Source organism: Mycobacterium sp. DL, assembly GCF_039729195.1.
GTDB lineage: Bacteria > Actinomycetota > Actinomycetes > Mycobacteriales > Mycobacteriaceae > Mycobacterium > Mycobacterium hippocampi_A.
Genome location: NZ_CP155796.1, coordinates 1,592,659 through 1,604,649 on the forward strand (window position 1 = coordinate 1,592,659; position 11,991 = coordinate 1,604,649).

The 11,991-nt window shown below is 68.3% G+C and carries 8 protein-coding genes; 2 read left to right on the forward strand and 6 right to left on the reverse strand.

Annotated features, from left to right (window positions below; translation table 11 throughout):
• Positions 1 to 106 precede the first annotated feature (106 nt).
• The 6 genes from ABDC78_RS07770 to ABDC78_RS07795 form a co-directional block, all read right to left on the reverse strand.
• The gene (locus tag ABDC78_RS07770; RefSeq protein WP_178360909.1) at positions 107 to 739 is read right to left on the reverse strand and encodes a hypothetical protein; all 633 of its coding nucleotides are present in this window, start codon (positions 737 to 739) and stop codon (positions 107 to 109) included.
• Between the two features lie 105 nt (positions 740 to 844).
• On the reverse strand, positions 845 to 2,983 hold the full coding sequence (locus ABDC78_RS07775; protein WP_178360908.1) for a DNA gyrase subunit A: 2,139 nt from the start codon (positions 2,981 to 2,983) through the stop codon (positions 845 to 847).
• Between the two features lie 10 nt (positions 2,984 to 2,993).
• Positions 2,994 to 5,027, reverse strand: a complete 2,034-nt coding sequence (locus ABDC78_RS07780; RefSeq protein WP_178360907.1) for a toprim domain-containing protein — start codon at positions 5,025 to 5,027, stop codon at positions 2,994 to 2,996.
• 171 nt (positions 5,028 to 5,198) lie between these two features.
• Positions 5,199 to 6,887: a VanW family protein gene (locus tag ABDC78_RS07785; RefSeq protein ID WP_347133368.1), complete on the reverse strand. Its 1,689-nt coding sequence runs from the start codon at positions 6,885 to 6,887 to the stop codon at positions 5,199 to 5,201.
• A gap of 75 nt (positions 6,888 to 6,962) precedes the next feature.
• Positions 6,963 to 8,885: a S9 family peptidase gene (locus ABDC78_RS07790; RefSeq protein WP_178360906.1), complete on the reverse strand. Its 1,923-nt coding sequence runs from the start codon at positions 8,883 to 8,885 to the stop codon at positions 6,963 to 6,965.
• A gap of 78 nt (positions 8,886 to 8,963) precedes the next feature.
• Positions 8,964 to 10,145 carry a lycopene cyclase family protein gene (locus ABDC78_RS07795; protein WP_347133369.1) on the reverse strand — a complete coding sequence of 394 codons (1,182 nt, stop codon included), beginning with the start codon at positions 10,143 to 10,145 and terminating at the stop codon, positions 8,964 to 8,966.
• Positions 10,146 to 10,267: 122 nt separating this feature from the next.
• On the opposite strand from ABDC78_RS07795, the gene ABDC78_RS07800 reads away from it, so the two are divergent.
• Both ABDC78_RS07800 and ABDC78_RS07805 read left to right on the forward strand, forming a co-directional pair.
• Complete coding sequence (locus ABDC78_RS07800; protein WP_178361082.1) at positions 10,268 to 10,744, forward strand: hypothetical protein; 477 nt, start codon at positions 10,268 to 10,270, stop codon at positions 10,742 to 10,744.
• Positions 10,745 to 10,829: 85 nt separating this feature from the next.
• Complete coding sequence (locus ABDC78_RS07805) at positions 10,830 to 11,984, forward strand: ferredoxin reductase (RefSeq protein WP_178360904.1); 1,155 nt, start codon at positions 10,830 to 10,832, stop codon at positions 11,982 to 11,984.
• Positions 11,985 to 11,991 lie beyond the last annotated feature (7 nt).

Genomic DNA, 11,991 nt, shown 5'->3' on the forward strand with positions numbered 1-11,991 from the left:
TTCGCCTGGATGGCGTTCGGCGTATGGATCGGTTCGGTGTCGCAGCCCTCGTGGCCGACCACCTTCCACAGTGCTTCGGAATTCCACAACGCGTCGGAGCCTTCGCTCATCTGTGAGGCCCGGCCGATAGATGATCGGTGAGGGACCGGCGGTGCAGGTCGAAACCGGCTTTCGCGGCCCCTACTGCGGCGTTCGTCTCTTCGGGATCCAGGCGCTCGAGGGCGTCCAGCACAGCCCGCCAACGATCGGCGAAATGACAGCCGTACGGCCGGAACAGCAGATGCTCGCGTTCGTGTCGCCACCATGGCGCGGTCCGGGCCACACGAAGTAGGTGCAGACCGCCCAGGGCAGAGCCGACATAGACGTAGAGAAGCCCCACCATCGTTGCCTGTGCGGGTGGACCTGGGGCCAGCAGATCGTCGACTCCACCGGGTGGACGTCGAACAGGCCGGGGTGCGGCGAGTTCGTCCAGGAACGACGACTCGGCGTCGATCGCCACGCGCTTGGAGACATCGGAGGCAGACAATCCTTGACGGCACAATCCGCGTGGGATCCGGGGCAAGGTCACTTCGACGATCTCGGCACATTCGATCAGCGCCCGCACGACTGCGACGTAGTAGCCGACCTCAACCAGACGGCCCGGCGCGATCAATGCATCAACCGACTCGTGATCAGCGGCGGTCGAACGACGAAGCGCAGCGAGGGTCGCCCCTTCTCCGCGTTTCGGTGATAGTCCCACCATTGCCCTGCCCTCGCGAACACCTTGACGTTTGCCGAGCGGGTGTGATTATCCTCTCCGAACAGGGCTTGGTGTGTGACTTGTCGATGTTCTTGCGTGACATGCCTACTGAGCAGGCGTGATGTCCCCGCCGGAACCCTTGACCGACGCCTTCGCGCGTTTCTCGGCGCGCACCGACCTGCCGCTGCGCACGAACCCGGTCGCCGAGATCGACACCGACATCAGAGCGTCCTCGCCCGCGACAAACGGGTGGAATCCGACGCCCGCGCCGCCGCGGCCCTTCACCGGGATGTCCGCGACCTCGGTCACCTTCCAGCCCTTCTCCGAGCGGGACAGGATTGCCTCACCGTTTGCGCAAGTGACCGGCAGCGCGGCGATGACCTCGTCACCGTCGCCGGCCAGTTTCACGCCGGCCACACCGTTACCGGCCGCGCCCTGCGGATTCACCGCCTCGGGATCGATGCGCAACACCTTGCCTCGTCGGGTCACCAGCGCCAGGTGGGAACCGGGTGCGAGCACACCCGAGCGCAGCAGTCCGGTGATATCCGGGGCGACCGGGATGTCGCGGGTCTTGTAGGGCAGACCACCACCGGTGGTGAACTTGATGCGCCCGTCGGTCCACACCGCCCACCCCAGACCCGCGGTGAGCAGTTCGCCGTGGCTGTCGGAGAACACGCCGCGGTCGTCCAAGCGCCAGGAGGCGTTGACCTTTCGCTCGCGGGCGCCGTCCTCGTCGGCGCCGGCAGCCACCGGGGTGGCCGCCGCGTCGAGCACGGTCCGGCGGTCGAACTCGGCGCCTTTGAAGAGCTTCGCGGTCTCCACCAACTCCTGGTCGATCACTGTGCGGCGCGCGTCGGGGTTCGACACCAATTCGGTCAGCTCCGCGAACTCGGCGTCCAACTTGTCTGCTTCGGCCTGCAGTTCGATCACGTCGAGCTTGGTCAGCCGGCGCAGCTGCAGCGCCAGCACGTAATTGGCCTGCTCTTCGTCGATGTCGAACCGCTCCTGCAGTCCCTGTCGGGCGTCATCGACGGTGTCGGAGCCTCGGATCACCGCGACGGCGGCGTCGATGTCGAGATGGATCCGCATCAGGCCGGCCACGAGGTGACGCCGTGCCGTGACCTTCTCCAGCCGATACTCACTGCGCCGCAACACAACCGAATCGCGCAGGTGCAGGAACGCGCCGATCAGGTCGCGCACCGTCCACCACCGCGGCACCCGGTCCTCGTCGAGCGCGACCAGGCTGGCCGCGAACGTCGATTCCAGCGGGGTGAGGGCGAGCAGTTGGTCGCGGATCGTGTCGGCGCTGTGGCCGCGTTTGGCGGTGACCACGATGCGTAGCCCGTTGCGCCGGTCGGTGAGATCGGACATGTCGGCCACACCGGACATCTCCCCGGATTCGACCAGCGCCCGGATTCTCTCCTGCACAGTGTTACTCGCGACGCCGGGCGGCAGTTCGGTGACGATGACGTTCTTGCCGTCGACGGTCACCGTGCCGCGGACGGTGAACTGCCCGCGCCCGGTGGTGATGTACTCCCGCAGCCCGGCGGTGCCGACCACGCTGGCCCCGCATCCCCAGTCGGGGCCGGGAATGAGCTTCATCAACGTGTCGTCGGTCGTGTTCGGCCGGGCCAGCAGTGCCCGGCACGCGGCCATGATCTCGCGCGGATTGTGGGCGGGCACCTTGGTGGCCCAGCCCTCGGCGATCCCGACCGCACCATTGCACAGCAGCACCGGCCACCGCGCCGGAAGCACTGTCGGCTCGGTCCATTCACCGTCGAACGTGTCGACCATCGGCACCGCGTGATCGTCGAGTTCGGCGGTCAGTGCCGCACCGGGCGCCGACAACCGCATCTCGGTGTAGCGGTCGGCCGCGGGGATGTCGCCCTGGATGCGGGGGAAAGCGCCCTGTCCGTCAATGACTTTGACGCGCTGGAACTCGGCGGCCATCAGTGCCGCCGCGCCGTACATCGACGCCCCGCCGTGCGGGTGCAGGTTGCCGGTGACCGCCGAGCAGACCTTCGAGGACTTCTGGGGTTTGTTGCCGGGCAGCAGCCGCGAGTCGTGCATCTGGTAGAGCAGACGCCGCTGGCCGGGCTTGAGCCCGTCGAACGCGGACGGGATGGCGCGGTCGCTGACGCTGTAGAGCGCGAACGTCAGTTGGTAGTGGTTCCAGTAGTCGTCGGCGCTCTGGTCGAGCACCAGGTCGGGGTTCTGCTCAGGGACTTCCAGGGTGGCGGTCACGGCGATTCTCCTACGTCAGGTCCAGCGCAGAGGTGTCGACGCGGGCGGCGATATCCGCCATCCACGTGCGCCTGCCCTCCGGTGGCCCGCCGAACAAAGTGTGGTGCAGCTTGGATTCACCGTCGTCGAGGTGCACCCGAATGACCGTGCGGCGCTGCGGATCCAGCACGGTGTTCCAGAAGTCGTCGGCATCCATCTCGCCGAGTCCCTTGTTGCGCTGCACTTCGACCTTGCGTTTGGAAGTGGCGCGCAGTTGGGCCACCGCGGCGTCACGCTCGGACTCGTCCTGGCAGTAGATCCGCTCCGTGCCGTCCTTGACCACGAACAGCGGCGGCAGTGTCACGTAGACCATCCCGGCTTCGACGAGCGGCCGGTAGAAGTCCAGGAACATCGAGATCAGGCTGGAGTTGATGTTGCCGCCGTCGGGGTCGGCGTCGGAGGCGAACAGCACCCGGTCATACCGGCACAGTTCCGGGTCGCACTGCTCACGGACCCCGCAGCCCAGGATGCGCTCGATCGAGTCGAACTCGTCCTTGACCCGCGCCTTGCTCAGGGTGAACCCATAAACGTTGGGGGGCTTGCCTTTCAACGGGAAGGCTGCCTGGAAGGTGGCGTCGCGCGCCGCCTTGATGGTGCCCAGCGCCGAATCGCCCTCACACAGGAACAGCTCGGCACCCGACCCGCGGCCGGTCTCCCGACTGGGCAGCAGCTTCGGCGGCAGTGACAGATTCGTGCCCAGGCCCTTGGCCTTGGAGGCGGCCCGGGACCGCGCCTTGGCGCCTTCGGCGCTGCGCCGCGCGCGGGCGGCCTCCAGCGCCAGCTTGGTCCACAACGACACCGTGTCGGCGTTGGCGGGGTTGGCCGCCCAGATGGTGACTCCGCGTGCCACATCCGGTGCCATCGCCACGTTCAGCGACCGCGACGACACCGCGGTCTTGGCCTGGGAATCCCAGGACACGTCGGGGGCGCGGGTGTCGACGGCCAGCGCGGTGACCGCGGCAAAATCCTGTGGCTCCGGGCCGTCTTCGCCCTTGGCCAGCCCCAGATCGCGGATGCGGGAAGCGCGGTCGGCCAACGCCTCCGACAGTCCTTTGATCGCGGCCGTCAGGTGTGATCCGCCGCCGGGGGTGCGCACGGTGTTGCAGAACGCGGCGACGGTGGCCGGTTCGGCAGGCCCGGCGGTCAACGACCAACGGAACGGGGTCGGGCCGCGGCCGGTGGTGTACTCGCCGCGGCCCTCCACCGCGGCCCGGACACCCGGTGTCGGTGTTCCGGCGGCGGTGCACATCAGGTCCAGCAGCGTGTCAGTTCCCCACGGGCCGCTGAACGGCTCGAGCAACTCCGGCCGCAGCTCCTCGCCGGGCCAGCCGTCGTTCACCACGATCAGGTGCACACCCGGCGACATCCGCGACGCGGCGTGCGCCCGGAGCAGCACCTCGTTGATGTCGACGGCCGAATCCGGCACCACGGCCACGTCGAACAGGATGCGTACCGTCGTGCCGTGCGCATCGGGCTTGCGGTTGCCGGTGCCGCGCAGTTTCTGGGTGTCGGCGCGGGTGAACGGGGCCTCCGGGTCGAAGTCCTTGCCCTCGAACACACCGGGGTAGCCGCCGCCGAAACTCTGCAGGTAGGTCTTGCCCGCCCGGCGAACCGTGACGTCGGTGCGCGCGGAGATGAACACCGCTGCGGCGGCACCGATCCCGTTGAGGCCCGCGCCGGTGCTGGCCGCGTCGGCGTGCACCGAGAACTTGCCGCCGGCACGCGCCGTACCCAGCGTCTTGACGATGCCGTTCTTGCCGTTCACCGGGTCGGAGTCGACGGGCAGACCGCGGCCGTCGTCGGCCACGCTGACCGACCCGTCGGCGTGCAGGGTGATCGTCACCGTGGAACCGCCGTGAGCGGGATCGGCGACCTCTTCGATGGCGTTGTCCACCAGTTCGCGAAGTGCGGTGTTGAGCACGTCGAGGCCCAGGTTCACCGCGGGCCGCAGGCGCGTGTGCTGGACATCGTCGAGTTCGGTGATGTCTGCGGCGTTGTAACTCACTGCTGATCCTTTCCCTCAGGCCGTTGCCGCAGCGATGTGGATTCTGTCGGGCGTCACTCTGGGCGGCGCTTGTATTCTGCCCTGGTACTCCGACGCCGGCACCTATCGCCGCGGCCAGATGCGCCGCAAAATTTGGCATGAATCTCACACTCGACGCCTCGCCGGGTGGGATCAGCCGCACACCACCCTGGGAATCGGGTCATAGGTGACGGTGTGGGTCTCGGTCCTGGTGCGTCCGCTGGCGATCTCGCGCAGGGTGCGGGTGTCGGTGACGGTGAACCCAGGCCCGCCGCCGCTGGCGCTGCAGGCCTCCCCGGCGGGGATCGTGACGGTCTGCGGGCTCGTCGGGCGGCTGCGCGAACTCGTCGACGACGTGACCTCGTAGCGTTTGATGCCGATCAGCCGGGCGGTGATCGAACTCGACGTCCACTCGGTCTGAATCTGAACCGATGTCGGACCGTCGTTGCGGAACTTGACGTCGAGGACGTCGCCGAACACCGTCGCTTCCCGGGCGGGCGGGTAGCGACTGATGTAGTAGCTGTGCTCGTGGTGCTCGATGTCCTCCATCCCGGCGAAGTACGCGGCGTTGAACAGAGTGGTCGCCATCTGCGAGACGCCGCCACCGACACCGCGGGCGGGCCTGCCGTTCTCGATGATTCCGGCCTCGACGTAGCCGGCTGCGGCGTTGCGCGGATTGGTTGCTGCGTTGAGGCTGAACGTTTCTCCGGGCCCGACCACGATCCCGTCGATCTGTTCGGCAGCGCGCCGGATGTTCCTGCCCGAGTCGCTCGAGAACCCGCTCGTCTGGAACTCGCCGATGATCTCGACGGGGCCGAGTTCGGCAACATCGGCGAGGGTGAACGTGGCCTTGTCGTCCACGTACTCCGCGGTGATCTCCCGGTTGTCGGTGCTGGTGAGCACCGAGAGCAGATCGGTCAGGGTGGCGTCGTAGTCGACTCTGCGGCCGTCCTGCGCGGGCATCATGAGCGGCGGGGTGGCGGTGAAGTCGATGTCGGCGTCGCGCCGTGGGGTCTCCGACGAATCAAGCTGGGGGCGTAGGGCGTTGACGATCTGTTCCTCGTCGATCTCCGGAGAGAGCCGCCCGTTGCCGGGCCGGAACGTCAGGGCTGCTGCGATGAGCTCCTCGGTGATCACCGCCTCGGTGTTGTTGTCGCCTCTGACGGTGACCGGTCCGGATACGGCAGGGGTGGCGACGCTGCTGAGCGCGATGGCGACGTCGGCGCGAGTGGTGCGCGGCTGCAGTTCGACCACCGGCAGGTCGAGGGTCTCTTCCGCAGCCCATTCGCGGGCGATCAGATCGGCGGCGGCGGTGATGTCGAGCCGTTGGCCGGTTCGGGGAGGCGACGACACGGGTTCGCCGTCGACAAACGTCACCGAGCCCTCGACCGGGTCCTCGGCGACGGTGTCTCCGAGCTCTTCGAGCGCAGCGGTCAGGGCCTGTTCGTCCACCGTGGAGACCACGCCGACCGGGGTCTCCACGAAGAACGACGTGAGTCGGGTGATCGGGTTCCACGGTTGCGCGCCCGCCTGGTCGACGGTGGCACGCGAATCGACGTTCAGCCCGACAACGCCGGGGTCCACGTCGGCGCGAACCGCACCGATCGTCACGTCGACCGGCTGTCCCACCCGCGACCCGAGCTCCTCCCGGATGCGCTGTTCGGCCTCATCGGGAGTCAGGCCGCCAATCGCCACACCGGCCGCGGTGACACCTCTGGGTAGCTTCGACGAGGTGGCCATCAGGTCGGCCGCATAGAGCGACGCCAGCACTGTGAGCGGGACGCCGACGGTCAGGAGCAGGCGACGGCGCCGCGTCGATCCGGTGCTCGTGCGACTGATCACCGTCAGGTGCTCCCCTGGCATAGCCGCGTTCAACAAACCCGTCCAGCCCATTATGCCCATTATGCCGAGACCCGCTTATCCACAGGCAGATGCCGATCGCCCACCCAGATGTCGGGCGAGGAAACGCTCGAGAGTGCTGTACAGCTCGATGTTGCTGTCCGGATTGATGAACCAGTGCCCCTCGGTCTTGTTCAGCAGGTACTCGACCTGCGCGCCGCGGGAGCGGAGCGCCTCGACGATGCGGTCGGAGTGGCGGCGGTCGACACGAACATCATTGGCACCGTGGATCAGCAGCACCGGTGCCGTGATGTCGTCGACCCGGCTGACGGGGGACCGGGCACCCATGTCGGCCGCCTGGCGGGGATCGTCCGGGTCACCGATGTAGCGCAGGTAGCTGTTCTCGACACTGCGCTTGGCGAAGGGAACAACAGACTCGACCAGGTCGACGAGGTCGGACATCCCGGTGTAACTGATCGCCGCGGCGAACCGGTCGGGGGTGAACGCGGCCCCGACGAGCGCGGCGTAACCGCCGTAAGAGCAGCCGTAGATCGCGACCCGGTCCGGGTCGGTGTAGCCGCGCCCGATGGCCCAGTCGAGGGCGTCGATGAGGTCGTCGTGCATCCGTCCGGCGAACTGCCCGATCGCGGCCTGGGTGTGGGCCTTGCCGTAGCCGGTCGAACCCCGAAAGTTGACCTGCAGCACCGCGTATCCGCGGTTGGCCAGAAGCTGGACCTCCGGGTCGAAGCACCAGCTGTCGCGGTACCACGGACCGCCGTGCACCAGCAGCACGGTCGGGAGGTCGTGTGGTTCGAGTCCGACCGGCAGCGTGATGTGGCAGGGCAGGGTCAGCCCGTCGCGCGCGGTCAGGCTGATCGGGGTCACCGGGGCCAGCTGTTGCGGGTCGAGGTGAGCGAACGGCCTGAAGAGTCGCCGCGCGTGGCCCGTGGCGTGGTCGTAGAACCATGTGACACCGGGATCGCGGTCGTGGGTGAAGTCCACCACCCATCGCTGCGCCGTGGCATCGCAGGACACGTGCGCCAGATCGCCGTCGGACAACTCCTCGAGCCGCGGCAGCACCGCGGCGAAGTGGGGGTCGAGCGTGTGGATCTCCTGACGCGCTCCGAGGTATCGGGCGCCGAGTAGTTCCCCGGTGCCCGGGTGCAGGATCAGCGACGACGGAAAACGCGGATCGGCCTCGGGGCGCGGTGTGTCCAGGTCGAACACCGGGTGGCTGTCCACCCCGATCTGCTCGCCCGTGGTCAGGTCGACCCGGACCAGACGGGTGCGGTCCGAACCGCGTGACGAGCCGATCCACAGTCCGTTCCCGTCGGGGGTCAGCGCGGCCGGATTCACGCCGAACATGGCGTCGGCGCCGGCGAACCGGCTGATCGGGAGCCGGTGGCCCCTGATCCACTCCGAGAGCGCATGGTCACCGCCGTCCTCCATGGTGAAGACCAGCAGCCGGTCCGGGGTGCGCAGCCAGGACTGCACGTCACCGGGGTTCTCCGCGATCAGGGTCAGCCGGCCGGTCGCGAGGTCGAGTTCGTACAGGTCGGCGACGTCACGGCGGCGCTTGTTGAGCTGCACAAAAGCCGTCCCGGGTCGGTCCGGCGGGAGTTGCACCCCCAACAACCGCACGCCGTCAAAGGGAGTCAGATCGACCGTGGGCTCGTCCGGGTGGTGCGGGTCGGCGCGATGGAGATGCCAATTCTCGTCGCCATCGGTGTCCTGTTGGAACAGTAGGTAACCGCCCGCGGTGGACCAGAAGAAGGCCTCGATGTTGCGCCGGGTTTCGGAGGTGATGCGCTGGGCGTCAACGTCTTTCGCGTCGTCTGAGACGGACCAGTCCGAGTCCACAGCACGGATGAACACGTTCAGTCGACCGCGCCATGGGGCGAGGTAGGCGACCTTGGTCCCATCGGGGGACAGGAGGGCTCGGCTCCGGGTGGGGAGTCCAAAAAGCTCGTCGACAGCGATCAACGTCGGCGGGGCGGTCATGGTGGATCCTTACGGTGAGGGTTCGGTCATCCCTCAGTCCAACCCGTGACGTCGCGTCCTACTCAAGCGCTCTCGATGTCATGTCCCCACCTCGTTGGTCTTCACCGCAGGCAGGAAGGCCGACGAGACGAGCTGACCACGCAGCCGGCCGTTCGCCTGCCGGAATAGGCACGTCATTGCGGCGGCGGTGCCGCGGACATCGTCGCGGGCGGTCAGGTAGGTCCACCGGTGGGGCTCGGGCAATGCGAAGAAGCGCTCGAAGAAGCCCGGAACCTCATCCGGGGGCATCCGCAGCAGTGCCTCCAGGCCGATCCGCCGAAAGCGGTGGATCACTCGCGCGTCGAGCGGCCAGACGGTGTTGCGGGCTACGGCCAGGGCCTTTTCCGGGCCGTCCGACAGGTGTGTGGCCAGCGCGGCGGCCACCTGCGGCGCAAGCTGCAGGGACGCGGCCAGACTGAACCCGGTCGCCGGGTGGATCAACGGCGCGGCCGCACCGAACCCCAGCACACCCGGCCCGCCGTGGCGCGGATGATCCACCCGGAACGACACCTTCTCCGAGCGCGCGTCTGCGGGAGGTCGGACACCGTGATGGGCCAGCCGTGCGTGCAACCGTCGGCGCAGCGTCGGAAGCGGCAGCCCCGGCCGGCGTGCCAGCGAGGTTTCCTCGAGCAGCACCTGGCCGCCGCCGAGTGGCACGGCATAGAGGAACGTCGGCCAACCGGTCTCGCCGTGGTCGGTGCGCCAGTCCATGAACAGCGCCCCGGCGGAGTCCATCAACGGAGCCGCCGCTGCTTCGTCGACGATCAAGCCGTAGGCGGTCTGGCTGGCAGGCGTCCGGCCCGACGGGGTCGGGTCCAGAGGTCGTGCCCGGCCTCCGGCGTCGACGACAACCGAGGCCCGCAGGTGCGAACCATCGCTCAACGCAACGACGCCGGCCTGCGGCGACCCGACCGCACGCCCGGTGTGGATCTGCACCCCGGTCAACCGGTCAGCGAGGTGCGCACGCAGGGCGGGCACATCCATGACGGCGTAGTCCCAGCCCAGCTGGTGTTCGGTCAGGGCGATCGCCCGACCGGGGGTGCGGGCCGCGACCACCGACGCCGGCAGATCCGCGGGAAGTTCCCGGCTCCACATCCCGTACGTCGCCGTCCACGGCTGATCCGGAGACGGGTCGAGCAGGCCGGTGGCCAGCCCGAGTCGCGCACACGACCCCGCCAACGCCATCCCTGCGGGTCCGCCCCCGACCACCAGCACGTCCATTTGTCCCATCGTGCCTCGTCCTGCGGACGAACTCGTGCGGCCCTGCTGCTTCGGCGCGGCCGCGGTGGATCGACACTCGCTAGTCTCGTCCCGTGCGCATCTACGTCCCCGCAACCCTGGCCATGCTCCAGCAGCTGGTCGCCGACGGATCGCTGCGCCCGGTCAACGGCACCGCGTTCGCACTGACCCCGACGCTGCGCGAGGCGTATTCCGACGGTGACGAGGACGAACTGGCCGACGTGGCGTTGCGGGAGGCGGCCCTGGCGTCCCTGCGACTGCTCGGCGACACCAACCCCGACGGCGGACTCCCGTCACGACGCGCGGTGTTCGAAGCCGACGTCGACGACGACGACGTCACCCTGCGGCCCGATCTGGACGACGCCGTGGTGCGGCTGGCCGGGGTGGTGGCACTCGGCACGGTGATCGCCGCCTACGTCGACACCGCCGCTGCCGAGCCTGCGGTGCTGGCCGCCGTCGAGGTGGTCGACGCCGCGGATCTGGGGGACGAGGACGCCGAGCTGACGGTCGGTGACGCCCAGGACCACGACTTGGCGTGGTATGCGCCACAGGAGCTGCCATTTCTGCTGGACCTGCTGTGAGGGGCTGGATACGACTCCGTAACTTACGGTACCGTAGGTAGGCGTTTACGGAACCCGTAGGCACTCATTCCGGGCAGGAGCCGTCATGGCCAAGAACACCATCAAGACCACGGCCAAGGTCGCCGACACCGTCCGGCCCACCGTCGCCGGTGCCACCCATCACCCGGGCTGGCACATGCTGCGCACCATCGCCGGCCGAATCACCACGCCGCTGCTGCCCGACGACTATCTCAAGCTCGCAAACCCGCTGTGGTCCGCCCGCGAGTTGCGCGGCAAGGTGGTCGAGGTGCGCCGGGAAACCGTCGACTCGGCCACCCTGGTCATCAAGCCCGGCTGGGGGTTCTCGTTCGACTACCAGGCGGGTCAGTACGTCGGCATCGGCCTGCTGGTCGATGGACGCTGGCGCTGGCGGTCGTATTCACTGACCAGTGTTCCGGAAGAGCGCCTGGCCCGCAGCAGGGGCTCGCGCACCATCACGATCACCGTCAAGGCCATGCCCGAGGGTTTTCTGTCGACCCACCTGGTCGGCGGGGTCGAACCCGGCACGATCGTGAGACTCGCTGCGCCGCAAGGCAATTTCGTGATGCCGGACCCGGCGCCGGCGTCGGTGTTGTTCCTCACCGCAGGTTCGGGCATCACGCCGGTGATCTCGATGCTGCGCACATTGGCCCGCCGCGGCCAGCTCGGCGACGTCGTGCATGTGCATTCGGCGCCGACGGAATCCGACGTGCTGTTCGCCGAGGAGCTTTCACAGCTGACGAATCGGCACGACGGTTATAAGCTGACGGTTCGCGCCACCCGCACCGAAGGCCGGCTTGATCTCGCCCGCCTCGCCGAGGTGGTTCCCGATTGGCGGGAGCGTCAGACCTGGGCGTGTGGACCGGAGGCGATGCTCGGCTCCGCGGAGCGGACCTGGGTGGCGGCCGGCATCGCCGACAACCTGCATCTGGAGAGGTTTGCCGCCGCGCGCACCGCGGTACACGGAAGCGGCGGCACGGTCGAGTTCGCACGCGCGGGCAAGACGACCACCGTGGACGCAGCGACATCGTTGATGGATGCCGGCGAAGCGGCCGGCGTGCAGATGCCGTTCGGCTGCCGAATGGGAATCTGCCAGTCGTGCGTGGTGGGCCTGCTCAAGGGGCACGTGCGCGACCTGCGCACCGGGGTCGAACACGAACCCGGCACCCGCGTGCAGACCTGCATCTCTGCCGCATCGGGCGACTGTGTGCTCGACGCATAACATTTAC

Excerpts from the sequence above, each read along its gene's own strand:
- ABDC78_RS07795 (WP_347133369.1), bottom strand. The coding sequence starts at position 10,145 with ATGGACGTGCTGGTGGTCGGGGGCGGACCCGCAGGGATGGCGTTGGCG.
- ABDC78_RS07800 (WP_178361082.1), top strand. The coding sequence starts at position 10,268 with ATGCTCCAGCAGCTGGTCGCCGACGGATCGCTGCGCCCGGTCAACGGC.
- ABDC78_RS07790 (WP_178360906.1), bottom strand. The coding sequence starts at position 8,885 with ATGACCGCCCCGCCGACGTTGATCGCTGTCGACGAGCTTTTTGGACTC.
- ABDC78_RS07805 (WP_178360904.1), top strand. The coding sequence starts at position 10,830 with ATGGCCAAGAACACCATCAAGACCACGGCCAAGGTCGCCGACACCGTC.